Annotated in this window: 21 protein-coding genes; 11 read left to right on the top strand and 10 right to left on the bottom strand. The window is 70.7% G+C overall.

Annotation, left to right across the window (positions count from 1 at the left end; genetic code table 11):
• Positions 1–7: 7 nt before the first annotated feature.
• Both lanKC and Pph01_RS26835 read right to left on the bottom strand, forming a co-directional pair.
• Positions 8–2515 carry a class III lanthionine synthetase LanKC gene (gene lanKC / locus Pph01_RS26840; RefSeq protein WP_204075944.1) on the bottom strand — a complete coding sequence of 836 codons (2508 nt, stop codon included), beginning with the start codon at positions 2513–2515 and terminating at the stop codon, positions 8–10.
• Between the two features lie 144 nt (positions 2516–2659).
• Positions 2660–3772, bottom strand: coding sequence for a PP2C family protein-serine/threonine phosphatase (locus Pph01_RS26835; RefSeq protein WP_204075943.1), 1113 nt, complete (start codon positions 3770–3772; stop codon positions 2660–2662).
• Positions 3773–3889: 117 nt separating this feature from the next.
• On the opposite strand from Pph01_RS26835, the gene Pph01_RS26830 reads away from it, so the two are divergent.
• Positions 3890–5116 (top strand): GNAT family N-acetyltransferase, encoded by a 1227-nt coding sequence (locus Pph01_RS26830; protein WP_204075942.1) that lies wholly within the window; start codon positions 3890–3892, stop codon positions 5114–5116.
• Positions 5117–5126: 10 nt separating this feature from the next.
• Positions 5127–5312 carry a hypothetical protein gene (locus tag Pph01_RS26825; protein WP_204075941.1) on the top strand — a complete coding sequence of 62 codons (186 nt, stop codon included), beginning with the start codon at positions 5127–5129 and terminating at the stop codon, positions 5310–5312.
• Between the two features lie 23 nt (positions 5313–5335).
• Here the strand turns inward: Pph01_RS26825 and Pph01_RS26820 are convergent, their stop codons facing one another.
• On the bottom strand, positions 5336–5803 hold the full coding sequence (locus Pph01_RS26820) for a ribose-5-phosphate isomerase (protein WP_204075940.1): 468 nt from the start codon (positions 5801–5803) through the stop codon (positions 5336–5338).
• Between the two features lie 133 nt (positions 5804–5936).
• Between Pph01_RS26820 and def the strand changes: the two genes are divergently transcribed.
• The gene (def, locus tag Pph01_RS26815; RefSeq protein WP_204075939.1) at positions 5937–6425 is read left to right on the top strand and encodes a peptide deformylase; all 489 of its coding nucleotides are present in this window, start codon (positions 5937–5939) and stop codon (positions 6423–6425) included.
• A gap of 24 nt (positions 6426–6449) precedes the next feature.
• Here the strand turns inward: def and Pph01_RS26810 are convergent, their stop codons facing one another.
• Together Pph01_RS26810 and Pph01_RS26805 are read right to left on the bottom strand one after the other, a co-directional pair.
• On the bottom strand, positions 6450–7856 hold the full coding sequence (locus tag Pph01_RS26810) for an aldehyde dehydrogenase family protein (protein ID WP_204075938.1): 1407 nt from the start codon (positions 7854–7856) through the stop codon (positions 6450–6452).
• 122 nt (positions 7857–7978) lie between these two features.
• Positions 7979–8593, bottom strand: a complete 615-nt coding sequence (locus tag Pph01_RS26805) for a DsbA family oxidoreductase (protein WP_204075937.1) — start codon at positions 8591–8593, stop codon at positions 7979–7981.
• Positions 8594–8778: 185 nt separating this feature from the next.
• On the opposite strand from Pph01_RS26805, the gene pepN reads away from it, so the two are divergent.
• The 4 genes from pepN (at position 8779) to Pph01_RS26785 (ending at position 14907) form a co-directional block, all read left to right on the top strand.
• Positions 8779–11346 (top strand): aminopeptidase N, encoded by a 2568-nt coding sequence (gene pepN, locus Pph01_RS26800; RefSeq protein ID WP_204075936.1) that lies wholly within the window; start codon positions 8779–8781, stop codon positions 11344–11346.
• 162 nt (positions 11347–11508) lie between these two features.
• Positions 11509–12060: a LemA family protein gene (locus Pph01_RS26795; protein WP_204075935.1), complete on the top strand. Its 552-nt coding sequence runs from the start codon at positions 11509–11511 to the stop codon at positions 12058–12060.
• A 2-nt stretch (positions 12061–12062) separates the two neighbouring features.
• Entirely contained in the window at positions 12063–13925 is a 1863-nt protein-coding gene (locus tag Pph01_RS26790) for a DUF2207 family protein (protein ID WP_204075934.1), read from the top strand.
• Between the two features lie 10 nt (positions 13926–13935).
• On the top strand, positions 13936–14907 hold the full coding sequence (locus tag Pph01_RS26785; protein WP_204075933.1) for a hypothetical protein: 972 nt from the start codon (positions 13936–13938) through the stop codon (positions 14905–14907).
• 48 nt (positions 14908–14955) lie between these two features.
• Here Pph01_RS26785 and Pph01_RS26780 read toward each other — a convergent pair whose 3' ends face one another.
• Complete coding sequence (locus tag Pph01_RS26780; RefSeq protein ID WP_204075932.1) at positions 14956–16383, bottom strand: amidase; 1428 nt, start codon at positions 16381–16383, stop codon at positions 14956–14958.
• Between the two features lie 323 nt (positions 16384–16706).
• Here Pph01_RS26780 and Pph01_RS26775 point away from each other — a divergent pair, with 323 nt between their 5' ends.
• From Pph01_RS26775 to Pph01_RS26765, 3 genes are all read left to right on the top strand, one after another.
• Positions 16707–17345, top strand: coding sequence for a nuclease-related domain-containing protein (locus Pph01_RS26775; protein ID WP_239117037.1), 639 nt, complete (start codon positions 16707–16709; stop codon positions 17343–17345).
• A gap of 75 nt (positions 17346–17420) precedes the next feature.
• Positions 17421–19259: a dihydroxy-acid dehydratase gene (gene ilvD / locus Pph01_RS26770; RefSeq protein WP_204075930.1), complete on the top strand. Its 1839-nt coding sequence runs from the start codon at positions 17421–17423 to the stop codon at positions 19257–19259.
• 56 nt (positions 19260–19315) lie between these two features.
• Entirely contained in the window at positions 19316–19798 is a 483-nt protein-coding gene (locus Pph01_RS26765; protein WP_204075929.1) for a helix-turn-helix transcriptional regulator, read from the top strand.
• Positions 19799–19963: 165 nt separating this feature from the next.
• On the opposite strand, the gene Pph01_RS26760 is transcribed toward Pph01_RS26765, so the two are convergent.
• The 3 genes from Pph01_RS26760 to Pph01_RS26750 are packed head-to-tail and all read right to left on the bottom strand — an operon-like array spanning position 19964 to position 21532.
• Positions 19964–20173, bottom strand: a complete 210-nt coding sequence (locus tag Pph01_RS26760) for an FmdB family zinc ribbon protein (protein WP_203885551.1) — start codon at positions 20171–20173, stop codon at positions 19964–19966.
• 26 nt (positions 20174–20199) lie between these two features.
• On the bottom strand, positions 20200–21015 hold the full coding sequence (locus Pph01_RS26755; RefSeq protein WP_204075928.1) for a GNAT family N-acetyltransferase: 816 nt from the start codon (positions 21013–21015) through the stop codon (positions 20200–20202).
• Positions 21016–21022: 7 nt separating this feature from the next.
• Positions 21023–21532: an HNH endonuclease gene (locus Pph01_RS26750; protein WP_204075927.1), complete on the bottom strand. Its 510-nt coding sequence runs from the start codon at positions 21530–21532 to the stop codon at positions 21023–21025.
• Between the two features lie 376 nt (positions 21533–21908).
• On the opposite strand from Pph01_RS26750, the gene Pph01_RS26745 reads away from it, so the two are divergent.
• Complete coding sequence (locus tag Pph01_RS26745; RefSeq protein WP_204075926.1) at positions 21909–23981, top strand: prolyl oligopeptidase family serine peptidase; 2073 nt, start codon at positions 21909–21911, stop codon at positions 23979–23981.
• Here the strand turns inward: Pph01_RS26745 and purU are convergent.
• On the bottom strand, positions 23965–24813 hold the full coding sequence (purU, locus tag Pph01_RS26740; protein WP_204075925.1) for a formyltetrahydrofolate deformylase: 849 nt from the start codon (positions 24811–24813) through the stop codon (positions 23965–23967). The two genes, Pph01_RS26745 and purU, sit on opposite strands and share 17 nt — an antisense overlap.
• Positions 24814–24890 lie beyond the last annotated feature (77 nt).

Below are 24890 nucleotides of genomic sequence, written 5' to 3'. Positions count from 1 at the left end.
TCGAGTTTCACCCGCGTTCGGCCCGCGACGTCTCCCTTGCGGCGGCGTCCGGCCGGCTCGCGGGGATCGCCCCGCTCAGGAACGGCAGCCCTACAGGCTCGCCGTGGAGTGCGCCGCCGACCGCCAGCAACACGCCCGCCGTCCCGGTGGCGAGGTCCATGGACAGCCGCAGCAGGCGTTCGCCGGGGAAGGCGAGGTGCCCCTGATAGGTCATGGAGTGCCACGACAGCGCGGCGAGCTGGCGGCCCGCCTCGGGGTCCTCGAGGCCCCAGCCGCCCGCGCGGTCCCTGCAGAGATAGGCGAGGGCCCCGGCACGCCCGGTGAACAGGCCCGGGTGGCGGTGGAAGAGCGACCGCGCCGCCCGGTCGAGCCGCTGCCGCGCGGCCGACAGCTCAGGGTCGGCTCGATAGCGCAGGAACTCGCCCAGCACCCACGAGATGCCCACGCTGCCCCGGTCGAGGCCGGTCAGGACCCGCCGGCCCTCGGTCACCCGCAGCGACCCGTCGGCCTGGATCGCGCAGCGGCCCAGATCGAGCCGGAGCGCCGTCTCGGCCTGGTCGAGCCACTGCACGTCGCCCGTCTTCTCGTACAGCCGCAGGAACAGCAGAGCCGGACCCGACGCCCCGTACATCAGCCCGGTGCCGCCGGGCGGCCCGCCGGCGAGGCGGTCGGCCACCACGCCCGCCGTCCCCAGCGCCTTGTCCGGCTCACCGAGGTAGATCTGGTTGAGGCCGATGCCGGCGAGCCCGCCGTACAGATCGATCCCCGGCGCCGCCGTACGGTCGCGCCCGGAGGCCTCGACGAGCTCCAGGGCGGCCTGGTGGTGGCCGAGGTTCGCGAGGGTGTGCGCGATGCCGTGCGCGCCGTCGTAGAAGCCGGGCCTGCCGCCGCGCGCGCCGTTCAGCGCCCGGCTGAGCAGCCACTCCTCGTGGTCGGGGTAGCGGCCGGCGCCCGTCACGTGCAGGGCGTACAGCACGCCCGCCGCGCCGTGGGCGAATCCGAGACCGCCGGACTCGAACTGGGCGATGTCACCGGGGAAGAGCCTGTCGGTGCGTTCGGGGGTTGCGGACGCCAGGATCGCCCGCGCCATCGACGACCGCATCTGACGCCAGTCGTCCAGCGGCGGCACGTCCCTGGTCTCACCGCCGCCCACGATGCGCACCGCGGGCCGCAGGAAGCCCTCCTTGAGGGGGAAGCTCCGGCGGATCGCCTCGGCCAGCTCGGCGGCCTTGCCCCTGTCGAGGAGGAACATCTCGGTGAGCGGGAGGAAGAGCGCGAACCGCAGGCAGGCCAGGGCGAACCGGTCGACGTCGAAGCCGACCGATCCCGCCGGGGCCCCGAAGCCGGAGCCCGCGAGACCGGTTCCCGCCGCCTCCAGCACCGGCCGGGCCGCGTCGAGGCCGACCAGGGTGACGCCGCCGTCCGGCCGGACCATGAAGGCCGACATGTCGAGGTCGCCCAGCACGAGCCCGTTCATGTGGACCTTCATGACGGCGTCCTCGACCACGGCGCAGATCTCGGTCGCCCACTCCACGTAGCCCTCGAGATCGACCTCGCCCGCGCCGCCGAGGGGGTGGCGTCCGGCGAACACCTCGCTCAACGGCTCGCCGGGAATCAGGTCCATCGCCAGATAGTGGCGATCGTCCAGCGTGAAGTACGCCCTGAGCTCGGGGGCCACTCCGAGGCCGGCGAGCCGTTCGAGCACCTGCCGCTCGTGGGACAGCCGGGCGACCGCGTCGGCTCCGGTACCGTCCAGACCGGCGTGGGGGTGCGCCTCCTTGAGCAGCACCGGCTCGCCCGTGCGGGCGTCGCTCGCGAGATGGACCACGCAGCCGTTGGTCCGGCGCAGCACCTTTACCAGCCGGTACGGCAGGTCGGCGGAGGCGGAGTGGTCGCGGGCGGCCGTGAACGGAAGGAGGAAGGCGGGCGGCGTCACGTGGGACGGCGGCGCGAAGACGTGCTCGGGCGGTTTCGGTGGCCCCGCCGCGTCGTGCCGCGTGAGGACGGCGCGGCCGCCCTCGCCGTCCAGGTCGTACCGAACGTACAGCGGGCCGCCGCCGCATCTCAGCCCGCCGGGGACCGCGGGGCCGCGATGACCCTCGAGCAGGTCGCCGAGCTCCGCCAGGGCCGTCTCCAGCTCGGCCTCGTCGGCCGGATGGACGACGAGGAACGTCCCGCTCGACCCGGGGGCGGCGTGTTCGGCGTTGTTCAGGTGCAGGATCGACCGCGTCCGGGCGAAGTGGAAGGCGAGCTCCCGCTCCAGGCAGTACTCCCCCACCTTCGCCAGGACCTGCGGCGCCTCGTCGACGCGTGCCGAGACATGGATCTTCCAGCCTTCGCCGGGCGGCGCCGACGCCACCGGCCGGTAGGCCACCGTGCCGGGTTGCCGCGTCCGCGCCCATCCCCCCGGAACCGTGCGGTGGGCGAGGTCGAAGTCGGGGTCGTCGGGACCGGCGACCGGCGAGTCGTAGAAGGTCGGATCGGCGAGACAGTAAAGCTCGTAACGCTTCTCCACGATCCGCCTCATTTCAGGCCGTACGGCCGGCCGCATCGAGACTCCGGGCCGCGCGCGCGGCCTATGACGTGGCACACGATACGCGCATGGCGGATTACATGGAGTGATGATTGTCGCCCTGTCGCGGTCCTCCGCGACCGGCGGTCAGGGCCGCCAGATGAGGATGAGGGCGCAGTCGTCGTTGTGCCCGGACGTCATCGACTGGACGAGCTGGCGTGCCCGGTCGCGGAACCCCGAAGGCAGGAGCCGCTCGGCCTCCCCCAGGAGCCGGTCGAGCCCGGCGTCGATGTCGCGCCCCGGCTGCTCGATGAGCCCGTCGGTGAAGAGCATGAGCGCGTCGCCCTTGCGCAGCACCCCGCTGTCGGCCTCGCAGTGCAGGTCGGGAACCACCCCGAGGACGACGCCCTTGGCCGTGGAGACCCGCCACGTGCCCGTGCCGGCGTCGAACTTCACCACGGGCGGATGACCGGCGGAGGTGATCTTGTACTCCCCCGTCGACAGGTCGAGGGTCACGTGGACCGCGGTGACGAACCCCTCGTCGCCGAGTTGCCGGTGGAGATAGGTGTTGCAGGCGGCCAGGAAGTCGCGGACCGACCCGAGCAGGCCGCCGAACGTCCCGGACAGCATGAGCGCCCGTGTTCCCGCGTCCACTCCCTTGCCTGAGACGTCCACGACCGCGATCTCGACGTGGTCCCCCTCGCGCATGGACACCACGAAGTCGCCGCCGAAGGACGACCCGCCCGCCTGCTTGAGCACCACCTTGCTGCCCCACTCCTTGGGGAGCGGCGGCAGCTCGCTCTGCCGCTTGAGCCGGTCGCGCAACTCCAGGAGCATCGCGTCGCCGCGGAGGCCCTGCACGCCAAGCTTGCCCCGGGTGCGGGCCATCAGCCATGCGAGCACCGCCGTGAAGCCCATCGTGATCAGCAGGCCGGGCCCGACGGCCTCGACCCCTCTGATCGCCCCCGTGTACGACAGGGACAACGCGACGGCGCAGAGCAGGATCGCCAGGCTGCGCAGCCGCAACTGGAGGCCGCCCATGAGGGTGACCAGAATGAGAAGCGAGGGCGAGAACCAGTAGGCGGAGACCTGCGCGTCGAGGATTCCGATGAGCAGGGTGACGACGACCAGCGCGATGAGCAGGTTGCGGTCGTTGGACGAGAGTTTCCGCACAAAACGGACAGTCGGCACCAGCAGCGGTACGCGTCCCAGGAACGCGCGCAGCCGTGGAGGAATCAGCGGCGCCGGACGGGAACTCATGATGAGCTCGACTGTATCCGCCCAACCCGCATGAAGGCACCCACTTGACCAAGACCTTGATCATCAGGCACGTATATTGGGTGGCCGTCGATCACGGGCCGCTCCTACTGTGAGCGGGTGACTGTCGAGGTTCGCCCCATCACCGAGTCCGAGTGGCCGGCCTTCGCCGCCGTCGACTACGAAGCGTTCAACTCCTCACATCCGCAGGCGGCGACCGACCGCTGGCGGGAACTGGCCGAGATCGACCGGTCGCTGGCCGCCTTCGACGGCGACCTGATGGTCGGCTGCGCCGCCGCGATCACCTTCACGATGACGGTTCCCGGGGGGCCGATCCCGGTGGCGGGCGTCACCGCCGTCGGCGTGCTGGCCTCCCATCGCCGCCGCGGCGTGCTCACGGCCCTGATGGCCCGTCAACTCCGCGACCTGCACGACAACGGCGAGGCCGTCGCCGCGCTCTACGCCGCGGAGGCGGCGATCTACGGCCGGTTCGGGTACGGCAGGGCAGCCGACACCCTCTTCCTCCGCATTCCGAAGCGTGGGTCGGAGTTCGTCAAGAACGCTCCCACCGACCCGGCGCTGCGCCTTCGCGTGGCCAGGCCGGCGGACGAACTTCCCCAACTCCGGAAGGTCTTCGAGTCCGTGCGGACCCTCCGTCCCGGCCTGTACGCGAGGTCGGACGCCCGGTGGCGCATCGAGGTCCTGTCCGACGAGGAACACGACCGCGCAGGCAGGGGCCCGCTCCGCTGCATGATCGCGGAGGACGACGAGGGGCCCCGCGGCTACGCGCTCTTCCGGGTGAAGAGCGGCTACACCGACCACGACGTGCCGGACGGCGAGGTCCGGCTGAAGGAGCTGTTCGCCTCCGACCCCGCGGCGTACGCCATGCTCTGGCGCAGCGTGCTGGACCGGGATCTGTGTTCCCGGGTCTTCGCCTGGAGCCGGCCCGTCGACGACCCGATCGTCCATCTGCTCGCCGAGCCCCGCAATCTCAACGCGGGCTGGCTGGACGACCTGTGGGTCCGCATCGTGGACGTCGACCGGGCCCTGGCCTCGCGCTCCTACGCCGCGCCGGCCGACCTGGTCATCGAGGTCGAGGACGACGTGTGTCCCTGGAACGCCGGCCGATGGCGGCTGACCACGGCCAAGGGCTCCTGCGAGCGGACCGACGACCCCGCCGACCTCACGCTGCCCGTGACCGTGCTCGGCGCGGCCTACCTCGGCGGCCGCCCGCTCACGGCCCTCGGCGGAGCGGGGGTCGTACGGGAGCATCGCGAGGGGGCGCTGCGCGAGTTGTCCACCGCGATGTCGTGGGACCCGAAGCCATGGGCGGGTCTCGTCTTCTAGGCTCGGCGTCATGGCACTGCAGAGCTTGCAGATCACGGCGATGACGGCGATGAGGGCGCGGGACGTGTCACGCCCCACCGAGGAGCAGCAGGAGGCCGCCGACCGGCAGCCCCTCCGCGACGAGATGCCCCGGCGGGACAACCGCAGGAACAGGGAGACGAACGGCGCCGCCGGTTCGGGCCGCGGAACGGCCTGAACCGGCGGGGCCGGACCTGGGACCTACGGCAGGGGCGGCAGCACGCCTGTCGCCTCGAACCGGGCGAGCTCGTCGATGCGGCGGGCGTGCCTCTCCTGCCCCGAGAACGGCGTCGCGAGGAAGATCTCGACGAATCGCACGGCGTCCTCGAGGGGATGCATCCGCGCGCCCACGCTGATCACGTTGGCGTCGTTGTGCTCCCGGCCGAGCCGCGCGGTGTCGTCGTTCCACGCCAGGGCCGCCCGGATGCCGGGCACCTTGTTGGCGGCGATCTGCTCGCCGTTGCCCGAGCCGCCGATCACGATGCCCAGGCTGCCGGGCTCGTCCGCGACCCCGCGCGCCGCGCGCAGGATGAAGGGCGGGTAGTCGTCCTCAGGGTCGAAGACGAAGGGCCCGCAGTCCTCGACCTCGTGACCCCGCTCCTTGAGCCAGGCGACCAGGTGATTCTTGAGTTCGAAGCCGGCATGGTCGGAGCCGATGTAGACACGCACAGGCCAAGTTTCGCAGGTTCGCCCGGGCGACACGACCGGGGGGCTGCATTACAGTAAGAGACGTGACCCTATCGAGGTCCTTACATAAACCCCCGGCACGCGACGGCGGGGCGGCGGAGCAGGCAGGAGCGTCATGCGCGAGATCCGTTACGTGGGCGATCCGGTCCTGCGCACTCCCGCGGAGCCGGTGACGGACTTCGACCGGGAACTGCGTCGTCTGATCGACGAGATGTTCTCGGTGATGTACGCGGCCGACGGTGTGGGACTGGCCGGCCCCCAGATCGGCGTGCCGAAGCGGCTGTTCGTCTACGACATCAGCAACCGCAAGGGCCACGTGATCAACCCGGAGCTGACCATCGACGATCCCGAGGAGGTCGTCGAGGAGGAGGGCTGCCTGTCGGTCCCCGGCAAGCAGACCGGCAAGCCGCTCTACGCGCCGACCGCCCGGGCCGCCGGGGCGACGATCCGCGGTCTCGACAAGCTCGGCCGCCCGGTCCAGGTGAAGGCCCGCGGGATGCTGGCGCGCTGTTTCCAGCACGAGTTCGACCACCTCGACGGCACCCTGTACGTCGACAGGCTGGCCAAGGACGAGCGCAGGAAGATCCTCCTGCAGGCCCCCTAGCGAGACACGGCCCAAGGCCCGCGGTCACATGTGGAGGGCCTTGACCTCCAGGTATTCCTCCAGGCCGAACTCGCCGAGCTCCCGGCCGACGCCTGACTGCTTGTAACCGCCGAAGGGCGCCAGCGGGTTGAACCGGCCGCCGTTGACGTGCACCTGGCCGGTCCGCAGGCGCCGCGCCACGGACACCGCCCTGTCCTCGCTGCCCGCCCACACCGCGCCCGCCAGGCCGTACGGCGTGCCGTTGGCGATCGAGACGGCCTCGTCCTCCGTGGCGAAGGGCACGACGGCGAGCACCGGCCCGAAGATCTCCTCCTGCTCGATCGACATGCCGGGCGAGACACCGGCGAAGATCGTCGGTTCGACGTAGTACCCCCGGTCGAGGGGGTTGTCCGTGCCGCCGAGCACGAGCCGGGCGCCTTCCTCCTGGCCCAGGTTGATGTAGCGGATCACCCGGTCGCGCTGCATGGCGGACACGAGCGGCCCCATGCGCGTGCCCTCGGCCAGGGGGTCACCCGGCGCGTACCCGCGGGCGATCTCGACGGCGAGCCGTACGGCGTCGTCGTACTGGTCCCAGTGGACGAGCATTCGGCTCCACGCGGAACACGTCTGCCCGGCGTTGATGAAGGCGTTGGCGACGCCCGCCTTGACGGCGGTCTCCATGTCGGCGTCGGGCAGGATCACGTTCGCCGACTTGCCGCCGAGTTCGAGCGCGACCCGCTTGACCGTCTGCGCCGCGAGCGCGGCCACGCGCCTGCCCGCGCGGGTCGAGCCGGTGAACGAGACCATGTCGACGCCGGGGTGGGAGGCGATGGCCTCGCCGACCACCTGCCCGTGACCGCTCACCATGTTGAAGACGCCCGGCGGCAGGCCTACCTCGTGGAAGATGTCGGCCAGGGCGTAGGCGGCGAGGGGGGCCACCTCGCTCGGCTTGAGCACCACCGTGCAGCCGGCCGCGAGGGCCGGGGCGACCTTGCAGATCACCTGGTGGAGCGGGTAGTTCCACGGGGTGATCGCGCCGACCACGCCCACGGGCTCCCTGACGACCCGCGAGTTGCCCACCTGCCCGGCGTCGAAGGCGTAGCTCTCCGCGAGGTCGGCGTAGGAGGCCAGCACCCCGGCGGGCATCAGCGTCTGCACCTTCAGCGCGAAGCCGAACGGCGAGCCCATGTCCGCCGCGATCGTCGCGGCGACGTCCTTGGCCCGTTCCTCCAGCAGCGCAGCGGCGGCGGACAGGAACTTGGCGCGCTCGGCGGGAGCCGTGCCGGACCAGGCGGGGAAGGCCGCGCGGGCCGCATTCACCGCCCCGTCGACGTCACCCGGCCAGCCGGCGGGGACCGTGTCGACGACCTCTTCGGTCGCCGGATTTACCACGTCGACGCCCTCGCCCGAAGCCGATGGAATCCAGGCTCCATTCACATAAAGGTGACGCATGAACCTCATCCTTGCGCGGCGGCTGTCATATCGCGAGGGGTCGGGACGCGCATGCCGGTCACGTTCAGCGCAGGCGCGGACCCTTGTGCAAAGTGTTACTCCACAAGGTCCACTTCCGCCAGTCAGCCGAACACGGGATTTCTCGTCCGAGACCGCTTCAGTTCGAAGAAGCCGTCGGTTCCGGAGACGAGCAGGACGCCGTCCCACAGCCGACCGGCCGCGTCGCCGCGCGGGATGGGCGAGACCACCGGCCCGAAGAACGCCGCGCCGTTCACCGCGATCACCGGGGTCCCGACGTCCTGGCCGACCAGCCCGATTCCCTCCGCGTGCGAGGCCCGGATCGCCTCGTCGTGCTCGTCGGAGTCGAGGGCGTCGGCGAGGCTCCGGTCGAGCCCGGCCGCGGCGAGCGCGTCCTCGATCGTCTCGCGGTCACGCGGCCTGCCCTCGTCGTGGAAGCGGGTGCCGAGTGCGGTGTAGAGATCGCCGAGCACCCGGTCACCGTGCTTGTGCGCCGCGGCCGCGAGCACACGCACCGGGCCGAGGGTCCTCTTCGAGCGCTCGCGGTACTCCGGGGAGACGGCCTTGTCCTCGTCCTCGTTGAGAACGGCCAGGCTCATGATGTGCCAGTGGACCTCGACGGGGCGGACCTTCTCCACCTCGAGGATCCACCGTGAGGTGATCCACGCCCAGGGGCACGAGGGGTCGAACCAGAAATCGGCGCGCGTTCGCTCGGACACTGTGCCACCCTCTCATCAACCAGAATGACGTTCCACTGACTCTGTCAACCGGGCTACGGCCTCCTGATATTCCAGGTAGGGGACGTCTTGAATCCCGGGTTGTCAGCGTGGCATGGCAGGATTCAGGCAACCCTCTCGCGACGGGGCGTAGGGGATCGGGGCGATGTGGTTCACAAGGAGCAGGTGTGGCAGGCAATCTGACGCGTGAAGAGGCCCGGGAGCGAGCCCGGCTGCTGACGGTCCAGTCATATGAGGTCGAGCTCGACCTCACCGAGGGGGAGGACCGGTTCGAGAGCATCACGACCGTCCACTTCACCTCCAGCAGGCCGGGGGCCGACACCTTCATCGACCTGCACGGGGCGCATGTTCGCAAGGTCGTGTTGAACGGCGTGGCCCTCGACCCGGCGAGCTACGACGAGGACAAGGGGCGGATCCCGCTGCCCGGCCTCGCCGAGCACAACGAGCTGCGGATCGACGCCGACGCGTCCTACATGCGTACCGGCGAGGGACTCCACCGTTTCGTCGACCCGGTCGACCAGCAGGTCTACCTGCACAGCCAGTTCGAGACGGCGGACGCCCACCGGATGTACGCCTGTTTCGACCAGCCCGACCTCAAGGCCACCTTCGAGCTGACCGTGCTCGCCCCGGCCGAGTGGGAGGTCGTGTCCAACGCCGCGCCCGACTCGGTCGACGCGCTCGAGGAGCACCACGGCCGGCACGGCACCCTCCAGGCCTCGCGCCGCTGGCACTTCCCGGCGACGCCGGTCATGTCGACCTACATCACCGCCCTGATCGCGGGACCGTATTCCGTGGTCCGCGACGAGCACGACGGCATCCCGCTCGGGGTGTACGTGCGGCGCTCGCTCGCCGAGCACCTCGACGCGGACAACATCTTCGAGGTCACCAAGCAGGGCTTCGACTTCTTCCACCGGGTGTTCGGGCTGCGCTACCCGTTCGGGAAGTACGACCAGCTCTTCGTGCCGGAGTTCAACGCGGGCGCCATGGAGAACGCGGGCGCCGTGACGTTCCTCGAGGACTACGTCTTCCGGTCGCGCGTGACCGACGCCGTCGTGGAGCGCCGTGCCGAGACGATCCTGCACGAGATGGCCCACATGTGGTTCGGCGACCTGGTCACCATGCGCTGGTGGGACGACCTGTGGCTGAACGAGTCGTTCGCCACCTACATGTCGGTGCTCTGCCAGGCCGAGGCCACGCGCTGGGGCCAGGGCGCGTGGACCACGTTCGCGAACGTCGAGAAGGCGTGGGCGTACCGGCAGGACCAGCTGCCCTCCACGCACCCGATCGCGGCGGACATCCCCGACATGCACGCCGTCGAGGTCAACTTCGACGGCATCACCTACGCCAAGGGCGCCTCCGTCCTCAAGCAGCTCGTGGCGTACGTGGGGCTGGAGAACTTCCTCGCCGGCGTCCGCGACTACTTCAACGAGCACGCCTGGGGCAACACCACCCTGCAGGACCTGCTCTCCGCGCTCGAGCGGACGTCGGGCCGCGACCTGTCGTCCTGGTCGAAGGAGTGGCTGGAGACCTCCTGGGTCAACACGCTGCGCCCGTCGTTCACCACCGACGACGAGGGCCGCTTCCTGACCTTCGATGTGCTCCAGGAGGCTCCGCAGGAGCACCCGACGCTGCGCTCGCACCGGATCGCGGTCGGCCTCTACTCGCTGGACAGCGGCGTCCTGACCCGCACCCGCCGGGTCGAGCTCGACATCGTCGGCGCCCGGACGGCGGTCACCGAGCTCGTCGGCGAGGTCCAGCCCGACCTCGTGCTCGTCAACGACGACGACCTGACCTACGCGAAGGTCCGGCTCGACCCCCGGTCGCTGGCCACGCTGGTGAACGGCGGCATCGCGGCGTTCACCGAGTCGCTGCCCCGCGCCCTGTGCTGGTCGGCGGCCTGGGACATGACCCGCGACGCCGAGATGGCCACGCGTGACTACGTCGCGCTGGTGATCTCGGGCATCGACTCCGTGCGGGACATCACGGTCGTGCAGGCCGTGCTCCGCCAGGCGCGTCTCGCGGTCCAGCAGTACGCCGACCCCGCGTGGCGGGCCACCGGCCTCGCCCAGCTGGCCGCCGCGCTGCGGAACCTGATCGCCGCCGCGGAGCCGGGGTCGGACCACCAGCTCGCCTACGTCAACGCCTTCACCGCGATCGCGACGTCGGCGGACGACCTGGCCTTCGTGGGCGCGATCCTCGACGGCACCGGGGTGCCCGAGGGGCTGGCCGTCGACACCGACCTGCGCTGGACGCTGACCCACGCGCTGGTCTCCGGCGGAGTGCTCGGCGCGGCCGACATCGACGCCGAGCTCGCCCGGGACGCCACGGCCACCGGCGAGCGCTCCGCGGCGCTCAGCCGGGCCGCGATCCCCACGCCCGAGGCCAAGGCCGAAACGTGGGCCGCCATCACCGGAGGCCGGCTGAGCGGCGCCGTGCTCCGCTCGACGATCCTCGGGTTCATGGACCCCAGCCACGTCGAGCTGCTCGAGCCGTACGGTGACAGGTTCCTGGACGACGTGGAGCGCATCTGGGCGGAGTGGACCTTCGACTCGGCGCAGAACTTCGTCGTCGGCTGCTACCCGGCGCTGCTGATCAGCCCGGACACGGTGACCAAGACCCGGGACCACATCGACTCCGCGCAGTCTCCGAACGCCTTGCGCAGGCTGTTGCTGGAGGGCGCGGACGGCGTGAACCGGGCCCTGCGGGCCAGGGAGAGGGACGCCGCCGCCGGGTGACGCACCCGCTCAAACTCCGCAGCGACGTCGAAGGCCACGGTTTCGCACCGTGGCCTTCGGCGTGAAAGCCCCGCGCAAGCCGGATGCAAGCTCCACACGATGACATAGCGATCGTTTACAGCACAGAAGTTCTCGGTCTACCGTCCCTCCAGGAGGCCTCCCATGATCACCTTGATCGTCGTCGTCGCCATCGTGGCCGTGCTGGCCGTGATGATCGTTTCTCATTACAACCGCCTCGTCCGCAGCCGCAACGCCGTGGACAACGCCTGGGCGCAGATCGAAGTGCAGCTCAAGCGCCGCTACGACCTGATCCCCAACCTGGTCGAGACCGTGAAGGGCTACGCGGCCCATGAGCGGCAGACCATCGAGGCCGTGACCGCCGCGCGGGCGATGGCCGTCAACGCGCAGGGCCCGGCCGAGCGGGCCGTGGCCGAAAACGCGCTCTCCGGCGCGCTGAAGAGCCTGTTCGCGGTCGCGGAGGCCTATCCCGACCTCAAGGCCAGCCACAACTTCGCCGAACTCCAGGAAGAGCTGGCGACCACGGAGAACCGGATCGCCTACTCGCGGCAGTACTACAACGACGCGGTCCTGAGCTACAACAACGCCATCCAGACCGTCCCCGCCAACATCGTCGCGGGCATGACCGGGTTCTCCGAGAGGGTCTACTTCCAGGTTCCCGACGAGGAGCTCGGCTCGGTCCAGGTGCGGTTCTAACCATGACCATGTGGATCGCCGCAGCCGCGGCCGTCGGACTGTGGCTGCTGCTTCTGCTCGCGTTCGCCACGGCGACGCGGACCCCGGAGGTCAAGGCCGCGCCGGCCACCGGAGCTCTGGGCGAGGAATCCCCCGCCATCGTCGACCTGCTCACCGGAGACTGGCGGCTGACCAACGAGGCCGCCTCCGCCACCGTGCTCGACCTCGCCGCGAAGGGCGCGCTCGCCATCGAGGAGATCGGCCCGGAGCTCTCGCTCGTACGGCTCCGCCGCGACCCCGGCGACCTCAACGCCTACGAGCGGCTCGTCTACGAACACGTCCGCTCGCTCGCCGTCGACGGCGTCGTCGCGACCGGCGCCCTCGCCGAGGGCTCGCGCGACATCTCCCGCTGGTGGAAGAGCTTCCGCAAGAAGGTGATCGTCGAGGCCCGCGCCCAGGGCCTGTCCCGTCCCCGCTGGAGCAGGGCGCAGGCCGCGCTCCTCACCACGACGGCGGTCGCCGTCGCCGTGCTGGCCGGGATCGCGGCAGAGGTCTCCGGCTTCGGGTCCAACGTCTCCGACGAGGAGGGCAGTCCCGGCGTCGCGGTGGGGTTCTTCTGCTTCCTCGTGCTCGCCGGCCTGATGAGCAAGCTCAACGGCGAGCGCGGCACCAAGCGCGGCGCCGAGCTCGCGGGCCGATGGCTCGGCGTGCGGGATCACCTCGCCGCCACTGGGCGCTTCGGCGAGCAGCCCGCCGCGTCCGTCACGATCTGGGGCCGGCACCTCGCCTACGCCGCGGCTCTCGGCCTCGCGCCCCGCGCCGTGACGAGCCTGCCGATCACCACGCCCGCCGACGACAGCCGTGCCTGGTCCGACTACGGCGGCATGTGGCACCCCGTCCACGTGCGCTATCGCTCGCGCAGGTTCTGGGGCCGCAAGCCGCTGACGATGATCGGCCAAGGCCTGCTCGCGGGCATGATGATCGGCGTCTGGGTGTTCATCATCCTGCTCGTCGCCACGAGTTTCGATTACTGGCCGCAGGCGCTCCTCACGCCCACGCCGATACTGGTCGGCGGGATCATCGCCGCGCTGCCGATCATCTACACGATCATCGATTACTCCGGGAACACCGTCATCCAGGGTCAGATCGTCCGGCTGCGGACGTTCGGGGAGTCGAGCGGCGACAGCCCCTCGAACCTCACGTACTACTGCGCCATCGACGAGGGCCGGGCCCGGGAGGTCCTCGCCTACGGCCTCCCCTCCGAGCTGTACGGACCTCTCAACGAGGGGGACCTCGTGAGAGCCGTCGCCGGCAAGCGGATGGGCTGGATCAGGAAGGTCGAGGTCCTCGAACCCGCCCGCGCCCGCGGCACCGCCTACAACGACACCGGCGAGCACCTGGTCAACGCGCCCGAGCATCTCGGCCAGGTCAAGCTCTTCGAGCGGTCCGACACCTCCTCCCGGTCCGGGGCCCCCGTCCGCGAGGGCGACGTCCGGCCGGCCGATCTCGTGACGCCCGCCGACCTCAAGAGCGCGCTGGGCATCGACGTCGGCTCGGCAGGGCCGTACGACGGCACCCCTCTCGCCCCCGCCTGGTTCCACGTCAGTTCGTGCCGGTACACGGGGTCGGGCTGGACGGTCGACGTCCACGCCGCGTCCGGCAAGCGCTCCCGTTACCTGATGGTCCTCGGGCACATGCTGACGCGGGCCGAGGGCAAGCCCGTCCCCGGAGTGGGCAGGCAGGCGATGCTCTACCCGGGCGTCGTGTCGGCCACGAACGACAACGGCACCTTCACCATCGCCGTGTCGACGCCCGACGGGCCGCCGCCTCCGGACCCGATGATCGCCCTGGCTCGCGCGGCGGTCACCCGGCTCGGCCCGGCCTGAGGGGCCGCCGGTGGACTCGGCACGGGACCTGCTGGTCGCCCTGGCTCGGCGGTACTCCTTCGGCGACGTCGGAGCCCTCGCCCCGGCGGTGCTGAAGGACCCGGAGACGGCATCCCTGGTGAACTCGGTCTGCGAATTCGGCAGGCTGCTGCTGACCCTGGACGCCGAGGACTTCACCGCCGACGTCGACCCACGGGCTGTGCCGGCCGATCTGCGCCGGCGCGCGAGCGACTGCCACATGCCGCAGACGCCGAAGGAGCAGCCGCGCGGGGCGCTGGAATCCATGCGCCCCGCGTACGCGCTGCTCCTCGAGGTGATCGAGATCCGCTGGGCCCGCCGCGAGCTCAGCGCCATGATCGCGGCCGTCCACATCGCCAGCGAATATCTGCCGCTGCTGGCGTTCGAGCCCGCCCTCGGCCACGGGGGCGACCCGGCCCGCTGGCCGGAGGCCTTGAACGGACCGGAGAGCCGGTTCGGGGCGATCGGCGACCGAACCTGCCGGCACACCAAGGCCGAGCAGTCGGCGGCGGAGCGGACGCTCCGCGTGGCGGCCGAGCCGGGGACCGGCTGGCGGGCGTATCTCGACCGGCAGCACAGCCAGGTGGCCGGCGCCCTCGCGACGTGCGCGGCCCGGTGCGGCAACCCCTGCTCCGCCCTGTCCTGGGTGCCGGACCCCGATGACCTGACGCTCCGCTGCCGTGTGGCGCTCGCCTTTGCCCAGAGCCCGCTCGTACGGCTCCGCCACGCCGCGCCCGTCGGCCACGGGTTCGGCGTCCCCTCCGCCGAGGAGGTCCTCGACGCGTGGGGGCGCAGCCGTACGGCCCTGGACAAGAATCCCGTCGGGCACCAGGCAGTGACGGACGACGGCTTCCCGCTGCCCGGGCTGCCCAGCCTCATCTCGGCCGTCGCCGGCTCCCCCGTGGTCCCGGGCGTCCTGCTGGCCGACCTGTCGGACCACCTCGTGAGCCTGGTCCGGCGATGACGGCGCGTACGGCCCCCGTCCCCAGACGGAGGCCGCCCGCCGCCTCCGTCACCAGACCGGAGGCCTCCGGTCGCCCCAGAAGCCTCCGACGGACGCCTCGACCTGGGCGGACAGCGAGATGAGTGTGCCTTCGTCGCCGAAGCGCCCCCCGAGCATCACGCCGACGGGCAGGCCGTCCGGCGTCCAATAGAGCGGGAGGTTGACGGCCGGCTGGCCGCTGACGTTGTACATCGCTGCGAAGGGCGCGAAGCCCTTCATCCGCTCGAAGGTCTCCTCCGGGGAGTCGACGTCCTCGAACCAGCCCACCGGCACGGGCAGCCGGGTGACCGTCGGAGTCAGCACGGCGTCGTACAGGTCGGTGACCAGCGACGCGAACCGGGTGGCCGTCTGCAGCGCCGACTGCGCCTGGAGGAAGACCGGCGCGGGGACGGCGTTGCCGCGCTCGCGCAGCCACGCGGTCAGCGGGCGCAGCTTCGGCTCCATCTCCTTGGAGACCGGGTGCATGCAGGCGAAGGCGAACCACAACTTCTCGAACTCCGGCACCATCTCCTCGCCGAAGGGCGGCGTGATCTCCTCGACCTCGTGGCCGAGCGACTCGAGCACGGCCGAGGCGCTCTCGTAGGCCGCGAGCACGTCGGGGTCGACCCGCGCGCCCGGAACCGCGGGGATGGCGTAGCGGGCGATCCGAAGGCGGCCCGGGTCCCTGCCCACGTAGGCCGAGAACGACCCCAGCGCCGGCGGCGGCGCCCAATAGAGGTCCCCGGGGTTGTTGTGCGCCATCGCGTCGAGCAGGGCCGCGGCGTCGGCCACGTTCCTCGTGATCGGCCCGTTGGTGGACAACCCCGCGAGGTCGGGGACGATCGGCGCGTACGAGATCCGGCCCCGCGTCGGCTTGATGCCGTAAAGGCCGCACAGTGACGCGGGGATGCGGATCGAGCCCGCGCCGTCGCTGCCCTGGGCGGCGGGGGCGAGCCCGGACGCGACGGCCGCCGCCGCTCCCCCGCTGGATCCGCCCGCGGATCTCGACAGATCCCAGGGCGTGCGCGCGGGCTCGCTCACGTAGGTCTCCGTGTAGCAGGGCAGCCCGAACTCCGGCGTGCTGGTCTTGCCCAGCATGATCGTGCCCGCGTCCCGAAGGCGCTCGACCACGCTGTCGTCGACCGGCGCGACGAACCCGTCGTACGTCGCCGAGCCGAAGTGGATCGGCACGTCCTTCACGAAGTTGAGGTCCTTGATGGGCACCGGGACCCCGAGCAGGGGCGGCAGGCCGGCGGCGTCCTCGCCCGCGATCCGCGCCTCCTGTTCGCGCGCCTGGTCGAGTGCCCGGTCGGCGGTCAGGGTGACGAATGCGCCCACGGCGCGGTCGAGCCGTCCGGCGCGCTCCAGATAGTGCTCGGTGATCTCTACGGGGGACAGTTCCCGCGTTCGTACGGCTGCCGCCTGCTCGAGGGCGGTAAGATCATGAATGTGCGCCACGCTACTGAACGGTAGGCCGAAGAGGCCAAGATATCTAGAGAAGATACCCGGCTTGGACAGCCGCGAATCAGCTCAAGCAGGCCACAAAAGTATGAACCAACCAACACTAGGCACCCGCCGACGCCTCAACTACGGTGAGTGATGTGGATACCGGTCTAGCGCCAGAAGACGGTCACGATACGTCACCCATCTGGGTCAGTGACCACACGTCGGAGCGAGCCCCGACAGCACCTGACGCTCCAGCGTCTACCTACGCGCCCGTTGAGCGCGCGTCCGTCAAGAGCCTGCTTCAGCATCCCCGTTACCGTCACCTGCGCCTGCGTGTGCTGATCGCGGCCGGTGCCGGAATCGTCACGGGTGTTCTGCTGACGAGCTGGCGGATCGGCGTCACCGTCGCGATCCTCGCGGCCATCGCCGACACCGTCTACCGGGCCAGGACCGTCTCCTCGATCCCCGCATGGAGGCGTGCCTCCGCGGCGGAGCGGCGCACGGAGGGCCAGCTCAAGAAGCTGGAGCGGAGCGGTTACCGGACCCTGCACGCGCGCGCCATCCCGGGCAGCGAGGCCCAGATCGACCATCTGGTCGTCGGCCCGACGGGCGTGTACGCGGTGGACTCCGAGAAATGGGACCGGAGGCTACCGGTCCGGGTGCAGTCGCATCGCAAGCTCTTCCACGGGCCGTTCAACCGCAAGCCCAGGCTCGACGAGGCCCGGTGGGAGGCCTCCCAGGCCAGCGACCTGATCAGCAAGGCCCTCGGCCGGGAGGTCACGGTCGTCCCGTCGCTCGCGATCTACGGCCCGGCGATCCCGTGGCGGATCCTCAACATCCGCGAGGTCGACGTCTTCTCCGGCAGCCTGGTCCGCAAGTGGATCACCAAGCGGGAGCGGTCGCTCACGACGGCGGAGGTCGAGTCGATCTACCGGGCCGCCGACCGGGTGCTTCCCCCGCGCTATCCCGAGTAGTGGACGCGAGGTCTCAGCAGTCGGGCGAGAGCCGTACCATTTGAAGACTCATAGTCTTCTGATGGGAGTCAGGCCATGCCCGCCCTCAGGTCTCGTACGGTCACACACGGCAGGAACATGGCCGGTGCCCGGGCGCTGCTCCGGGCGACGGGCGTAGCGGGCGGCGACTTCGGCAAACCGATCATCGCGGTGGCCAACAGCTTCACCCAGTTCGTCCCCGGCCACGTGCACCTGCGCGAGGTGGGCGACGTGGTGGCCGCGGCGGTCCGCGAGGCCGGGGCGATCCCGCGCGAGTTCAACACGATCGCGGTCGACGACGGCATCGCGATGGGCCACGGCGGCATGCTCTACTCGCTGCCGTCCCGCGAGCTGATCGCGGACGCGGTCGAGTACATGGTCAACGCGCACTGCGCGGACGCCCTGATCTGCATCTCGAACTGCGACAAGATCACGCCCGGCATGTTGCTCGCCGCCTTCCGGCTGAACATCCCGACGGTCTTCGTCTCCGGCGGTCCCATGGAGGCCGGCAAGACCCCCGGCCGCAAGCTCGACCTGATCGACCCGATGATCGCCGCGGCCGACGACAGCGTGTCCGACGCCGAACTGCTGGAGATGGAGGAGAACGCCTGCCCGACCTGCGGGTCCTGCAGCGGGATGTTCACCGCCAACTCGATGAACTGCCTCACCGAGGCGATCGGCCTGGCCCTGCCCGGCAACGGGACCACCCTGGCCACCCACACCGCCCGCAAGGCGCTCTTCGAAGAGGCCGGCCGCACGGTGGTCGAGATCACCAAGCGCTACTACGAGCAGGACGACGAGTCGGTCCTGCCGAAGAACATCGCCACCCGCGACGCCTTCGAGAACGCCATGGCCCTCGACGTCGCGATGGGCGGCTCGACCAACACGATCCTCCACCTGCTCGCGGCCGCCAGGGAGGCGGGGGTCGACTTCGGCCTCAAGGAGATCAACGAGGTCTCGCTGCGCGTGCCGTGCCTGTGCAAGGTCGCGCCGGCGACCGCGAAGTACCACGTCGAGGACGTGCACCGCGCGGGCGGCATCCCCGCGATCCTGGGCGAGCTCGACCGGGCGGGGCTCCTGCAGCGCGACGTGCACAACATCCACTCCGACTCTCTCGGCGACTACCTGTCCGCGTGGGATCCCAAGTCGCCCGAGGTCACCGACGAGGCGATGGAGCTGTGGCACGCGGCCCCCGGCAACGTCCGCACGGTGAAGGCCTACTCACAGGACGCCCGGTGGGACTCGCTCGACCTCGACCGGGCCGACGGCTGCATCCGCGACGCCGAGCACGCCTACACCCGTGACGGCGGCCTGGCCGTGCTGTACGGCAACATCGCCCCCGACGGCGCGATCGTGAAGACGGCCGGCGTCGACGAGTCGATCTGGCGCTTCTCGGGTCCCGCCGTCGTGTTCGAGTCCCAGGAGGACGCCGTCGACGGCATCCTCGGCGGCAGGGTCAAGGCCGGCGACGTGGTCGTCATCCGCTACGAGGGGCCCAAGGGCGGCCCCGGCATGCAGGAGATGCTCTACCCGACGAGCTTCCTCAAGGGCAAGGGCCTCGGCAAGGCGTGCGCCCTGGTCACGGATGGCCGGTTCTCCGGCGGGACGTCCGGCCTGTCCATCGGCCACGCCTCCCCCGAGGCGGCCGAGGGCGGCCTGATCGCCCTGGTGGAGGACGGCGACACCATCGAGATCGACATCCCGGCCCGCTCCATGGAGCTGAAGGTGGCCGACGACGTGCTCGCCGCACGCAGGGAGAAGCTGCTGGCCGACCTCGGCGGCTACCGCCCGCGCGACCGGAACCGTCCGGTGTCGGTGGCGTTGCAGGCGTACGCGGCCATGACGACCTCGGCCTCCACCGGAGCCTCCCGCGACATTTCACAGCTGTCTCGATAGCCGGATTGCGATAATCCGTTCGGAAAAATGTCGGTCCTGGACGTTATCGTCAAGGTATGGCCAACGTCACAAGGCACCCGGCACCGCTGACGACCGCTGAGCTCGCCGCACTGGCCCTGTCCCTCGCTCATCTGGGGGCAGGGCCGCAGTCCGTGACCGCCCGTCGCGGGCTCCGTCACGCGTTCGAGCACCTCGACCTGGACGACGACGTCATCGCGACCACCCTGTCGACCCTCACCACGCCGCTGCCGCCCGACGTCGCCCGGCGCGCCAGGGCCGTGGCGAACGCGATCACCGCACGGCTGGTGATCCGCCTGCAGTACCTCGACGCCGCAGGCCGGCTCACCGTCCGCGATGTCGAGCCGGTGACCTGCCTGGTCCACCGTGATCACTGGTATCTGGTGGGCTGGTGCCGGATGCGCCGGGGAATCCGGGCCTTCCGTTTCGACCGGATCGTCTCGGTCGAGCCGACGGACGTGCCGGCCCGGCCGCATCTGGCCGAGCGCTATCTGCCGTTCCAGCGCCGCGCGGCGGCCTGAGGGCGCGCGAGGCCGGCCGCAGCCCGCGAGTGATCGCACCGAGAGGCCGGCCTCAGCGCGTGGCTGATCGCAGCCCGCGAGTGATCGCAGCGCGGGGCTGATCGCAGCCCGCGAGTGATCGCAGCGCGGGGCTGATCGCAGCCCGCGGATGATCGCAGCGCGGGGTTAGCCGCAGCAGCCGCCGCCGCAACAACCGCCGCCCGACGCGGCGCGGGGAGCGGCGGCGGCCGTCCCGGTGACCGCGACCGTGGACAGCAGTTTCACGGTGTCGTCGTGTCCCGACGGGCAGGCCGCCGGGGCGTTGGCCTCGGCCATCGGCCGGTTGAGCTCGAACGTCGATCCGCAGGCGCGGCAGCGGTAGTCGTAGCGCGGCATGCCCTCAGGGTACGGCTCGCCCGCTTCTAGTCGAAACGGATCGAGGCGTAGTCCTCAACCGGCCGGTAGCCGAGGCTCTGATAGATCGAGTTGGACGTGAGATTGTCCAGGTCGGTGAACAGCAGGACCTCTTCGGCGCCGTCGTCGAGCGCCTTGGCGGTGACCGCGTGCGTCACCGCCGAGCCGTATCCCCGCCGCCGCAACTCCGGCGGCGTGTAGACGGGCCCGACCCGGCACATCCCGGCGATGGGCGAGGAAACGCCGGCGAGCGCGACCGGGCGGTCGCCGTCCTCCCACCAGATCAGCTCCTGCCGATTGATCCGGGCCGAGACCACCGGCGTGGGGTCGGCCTCGACGTCGACATCGGCCTCCTCCTGGAAGGCCACGAACCACCGCACCGCCTCGTCGAGGTCGGCCGCGACAGCCGTACGGGGCTTGCCAGGCACGGCGCAGGGCACGAGGGAGCCGAGCCGGTAGAGGCGCTCGGAACGGCGGCCGGTCTCGGGCCGCCACCATGCCCGCGCGAAGGCCTCCACCTGGGCGAGCGGCCCGCTGACCCCGGCGATCGACCGGTCGAGCTCGATGAGATCCGCAACCAGGGACGGCAGGCCTTCGAGCGGGACGACGCCGAGGAGCAGGGGGTAGGGCGGAGTGTGGATCATCGCCCCGGTGACGGAGTCGTCGTCGGCCAGCCGGCCCATCAGCGGATCCTCCGCGAACTGGCCGCTCCGCAACCCCCGCAGCACGGTCAGCGGGACCGTGTTGCGCACCGGGTCGCGAAGCAGCCAGGGCTCGGCCGCCGCCGCGAACTCTTCAGCCTCGGCGGTGAAGATCCAATTCATCCGGCCATCATGCCGCGGACTCCGTCAGGTAGGGCGCCCACTGGGGATCTCCATCGAACTGCGCACCGATGAGCCGCCAGTGGACGCCGTGTGGCACCACCGGGGCGACGCGTAGAGTCCACCCCAGCTCCTCCAGCAGTCTGTCGGCCTTGCTGTGATTGCACGGCATGCAGGATGCGACGCAGTTCTCCCAGGTGTGCGGGCCTCCCTTGGAACGCGGAATGACATGGTCGATGGTCTCGGCCCGCTGCCCGCAGTAGGCGCAGCGGAAATCGTCACGGCGCATCAGTGCGGCGCGCGTGAGCGGAATCCGGGACCGGTAGGGGATTCGAACATATCGGCGAAGCCGGATCACCGAGGGCACGTCGAGCGTGCGGGTGGCCGAGCGGAGCACCGCGCCCCGCCCGTCACGATGCACGACCTCCGCCTTCTCCCTCAGCACCAGGATGACGGCCCGGTGGAGGGCGAGCGTGGTGAGCGGCTCGTAGGTGGCGTTGAGTAGTAGGACTTGGCGCATCAGCCGGCCTCCACAGCTATCTCAGAAGTCGGCGTGGAACAGCCTGGCGTGACCGTCTCCCACGTCGGCACCGGATAGCCGGGGACTCCAGTCACCGGCACGGCTGCGCGCCCTGGTTGTGGGCCCACCTGTTGGGACCCGGATGCATCCGTCACAAGGACCTCCGCCGGACGGTCCAGCGGATGGTCACCACGGCACCGCCCTTACCAAAGTGTGGCCTTTGGAGCGGCCACTCCGCCACCCCATAACCTGGCAGGGAGCTGACGACTGGGACGCCTGATGTCTGTTATGCCCAGACTGTCGTCCCTTTACTCCCGTCATGGCCGGGTGAGGACGGGTGTACGCTCCTGGCCCCCCACTGCTTTAAAGTGCGAGCATGACCCGACAGCCCTATCCGCTCGCGCACCGTGACGACATCGTCGACGACCTGCACGGGACCCCGGTCCCGGATCCGTACCGGTGGCTCGAGGACCCGGACGACCCCGCGGTCAAGGAGTGGCTGGACGCGCAGGACACGCTGTTCAAGAGCACCGACCTGCCCGGCCGCGACCACCTGCGCGACCGCGTCGCCGCGCTACTGAAGTCCGGTTCGATCGGGACGCCGGTGTGGCGCGGCGAGCGGCGCTTCTTCACCCGCCGGACTCCCGATCAGGAGCATCCGGTCCTCTACGTCGGCGACGCCCGGGGTGAGCGGGTGCTGCTCGACCCCACCGCCCTCGACCCGGCGGGTCTCACCACGCTGGACGCCTACCAGCCGGACAAGGAGGGCCGCCGGCTGGCCTACCAGATCTCGGTGGGCGGCGACGAGGAGTCGATGCTCTACGTGGTCGACGTCGCCGACGGAACCGTGATCGAGGGCCCGATCGACCGGTGCCGCTACTCCCCCATCGCGTGGCTGCCCGGCGGCGAGGCGTTCTACTACGTCCGCAGGCTGGCGCCCTCCGCCGTACCCGAGGGCGAGGAGCAGTTCCACCGCCGCGTCTACCTGCACAAGGTCGGGCAGTCCCCCGACGACGACGTGATGATCTTCGGCGACGGCCTGGAGAAGACCAACTACTACGGCGTCTCGGTGTCGCGTGACGGCCGGTGGCTGTCGGTCTCCGCGTCGCGTGGCACGGCCCCGCGCAACGACCTGTGGGTCGCCGACCTCGCGGCGTCGCCGGCCGAGGCCCCGGAGCTGGTCACCGTCCAGCAGGACGTGGACGCCCAGACCGGGCTGCTGTTCGGCCGGGACGGCAGGCTCTACGTCTTCACCGACCTCGACGCCCCGCGCGGCAGGGTCTGCGTGACCTCCCCCGAGACGCCCACGCGTGAGCACTGGCGGGACCTGGTCCCCGAGGACGACGAGGCGGTGCTGTCCGACTTCGCCATCCTCGACGAGACCGACGAGCCCGTCATGCTCGTCGGCTGGACCAGGCACGCGATCTCCGAGATCTCCATCCACGCGCTGGAGAGCGGCGAGCGGGTCGGGCAGGTCCCGGTGCCCGGGCTGGGCTCCATCGGCGGCATCGTCGAGCGTCCCGAGGGCGGCCACGAGGCCTGGTTCAGCTACACGGACAACGTCACCCCCACCGCCGTCTACCGGTTCGACGTGCTGACCGGCGAGACCACCCTCTGGGAGGCTCCCCCCGGCGCCGTGGAGGTGCCGCGGGTGCGCACGGAGCAGGTGGTCTACCGCTCCAAGGACGGCACCGAGGTCCACATGCTCGTCGTCTCCCGCGAGGGCTCGGGGCCCCGGCCCACCATCCTGTACGGCTACGGCGGCTTCGGCATCTCGCTGACCCCGGGATTCTCCGCCTCCACGCTCGCCTGGGTCGAGGCCGGCGGCGTGTACGCCATCGCGCAGCTACGCGGCGGCGGTGAGGAGGGCGAGCGCTGGCACCGCGCCGGCATGCTCGGCAACAAGCAGAACGTCTTCGACGACCTGCACGCGGCCGCCGAGCATCTGATCGCGACGGGTGTGACCAGCTCCGACCGGCTCGCGATCTCCGGCGGCTCCAACGGCGGCCTCCTCGTCGGCGCGGCCCTGACCCAGCGGCCCGACCTGTACGCGGCCGTGGTGTGCTCCGCCCCGCTGCTCGACATGATCCGGTACGAGAAGTTCGGCCTCGGCGCGACCTGGAACGTCGAGTACGGCTCGGCCGACGTGCCCGAGGAGTTCGGCTGGCTGTGGGGGTACTCCCCCTACCACCGGGTCCGCGAGGGGGTGTCCTACCCGGCCACGTTGTTCACGGTCTTCGCCTCGGACACGCGGGTACATCCGCTGCACGCCTGGAAGACGGCGGCGGCCCTCCAGCACGCCCAGGCCGGGGACCGCCCGATCCTCCTGCGCAACGAGACCGAGGTCGGCCACGGCGCCCGCGCGGTGAGCAAGTCCGTCGAGCTCGCGGCCGACCAGCTTGCCTTCCTGGCCCTCCACACGGGCCTGGAGGTCAGCGCGGGAAGATGACCGTCTTGTGGCCGTCGAGCAGCACGCGGTGCTCCGCGTGCCAGCCGACGGCCCTGGCCAGGGCCCGGCTCTCGACGTCACGGCCCATCGCCACGAGGTCGTCCGGGGAGTGCGTGTGGTTCACCCGGGCGACCTCCTGCTCGATGATCGGCCCCTCGTCGAGGTCCGAGGTCACGTAGTGGGCGGTCGCGCCGATCAGCTTGACGCCTCGCGCGTGCGCCTGGTGGTACGGCTTGGCGCCCTTGAACGACGGCAGGAACGAGTGGTGGATGTTGATCATCCGCCCGGCGAGCTTCGCGCACACGTCGTCGGACAGCACCTGCATGTAACGGGCGAGCACCACCACGTCGGCCTGGTAGTGGTCGACCAGGGTGAGGATCTCGGCCTCCTGCTTCGCCCGGGTGTCGGGCGTGACCGGCAGGTGGTGGTAGTCGACGCCGTACGACTGGGTCAGCGGCCGCAGGTCCGGGTGGTTGGAGGCCACCCCGACGATGTCGACGGCCAGCAGACCTGAGCGCACCCGGTAGAGAAGATCGTTGAGGCAGTGGTCGAACTTGCTGACCAGCACCAGCGCCCGCGTCTTCACGGCCCGGGCGAACAGCTGGATCTCCATGCCGAACTCCGGAGCGAGCGCGGCGAAGGCCGTACGGAGCTCGTCGAGCCCCAGCCCGCTGACGAACTGCACGCGCATGAAGAAACGCTGCGCGATCGGGTCCCCGAACTGCTGGCTCTCGGTGATATTGCAGTCGTGTCCCGCCAGGATCCCGGAGACGGCGGCGACCACTCCGGGGCGATCCGGGCAGGACAGGGTCAGCACATACTCAGCACTCATGCGTTCGTCCTCGGCGAGGGGTGCGTTTCGACGCGACCCAGCCTAGGGGTAGCTCTCGCGAAGACCGGGAGCGACCT

This window comes from Planotetraspora phitsanulokensis, from assembly GCF_016863295.1.
GTDB classification, from domain to species: Bacteria; Actinomycetota; Actinomycetes; order Streptosporangiales; family Streptosporangiaceae; genus Planotetraspora; species Planotetraspora phitsanulokensis.
The sequence above is the reverse complement of the archived record's forward strand: the minus strand, read 5'-3'. Positions and strand labels throughout refer to the sequence as shown.

What these genes read in the sequence shown, in the direction of transcription:
- def (WP_204075939.1), top strand. Translation starts at nt 5,937, where the DNA reads ATGCGCGAGATCCGTTACGTGGGCGATCCGGTCCTGCGCACTCCCGCG.
- Pph01_RS26765 (WP_204075929.1), top strand. Translation starts at nt 19,316, where the DNA reads ATGGCCAACGTCACAAGGCACCCGGCACCGCTGACGACCGCTGAGCTC.
- purU (WP_204075925.1), bottom strand. Translation starts at nt 24,813, where the DNA reads ATGAGTGCTGAGTATGTGCTGACCCTGTCCTGCCCGGATCGCCCCGGA.
- Pph01_RS26825 (WP_204075941.1), top strand. Translation starts at nt 5,127, where the DNA reads ATGGCACTGCAGAGCTTGCAGATCACGGCGATGACGGCGATGAGGGCG.
- Pph01_RS26755 (WP_204075928.1), bottom strand. Translation starts at nt 21,015, where the DNA reads ATGAATTGGATCTTCACCGCCGAGGCTGAAGAGTTCGCGGCGGCGGCC.
- Pph01_RS26790 (WP_204075934.1), top strand. Translation starts at nt 12,063, where the DNA reads ATGACCATGTGGATCGCCGCAGCCGCGGCCGTCGGACTGTGGCTGCTG.
- ilvD (WP_204075930.1), top strand. Translation starts at nt 17,421, where the DNA reads ATGCCCGCCCTCAGGTCTCGTACGGTCACACACGGCAGGAACATGGCC.
- Pph01_RS26835 (WP_204075943.1), bottom strand. Translation starts at nt 3,772, where the DNA reads ATGAGTTCCCGTCCGGCGCCGCTGATTCCTCCACGGCTGCGCGCGTTC.
- Pph01_RS26810 (WP_204075938.1), bottom strand. Translation starts at nt 7,856, where the DNA reads ATGCGTCACCTTTATGTGAATGGAGCCTGGATTCCATCGGCTTCGGGC.
- Pph01_RS26760 (WP_203885551.1), bottom strand. Translation starts at nt 20,173, where the DNA reads ATGCCGCGCTACGACTACCGCTGCCGCGCCTGCGGATCGACGTTCGAG.
- Pph01_RS26795 (WP_204075935.1), top strand. Translation starts at nt 11,509, where the DNA reads ATGATCACCTTGATCGTCGTCGTCGCCATCGTGGCCGTGCTGGCCGTG.
- Pph01_RS26750 (WP_204075927.1), bottom strand. Translation starts at nt 21,532, where the DNA reads ATGCGCCAAGTCCTACTACTCAACGCCACCTACGAGCCGCTCACCACG.
- Pph01_RS26745 (WP_204075926.1), top strand. Translation starts at nt 21,909, where the DNA reads ATGACCCGACAGCCCTATCCGCTCGCGCACCGTGACGACATCGTCGAC.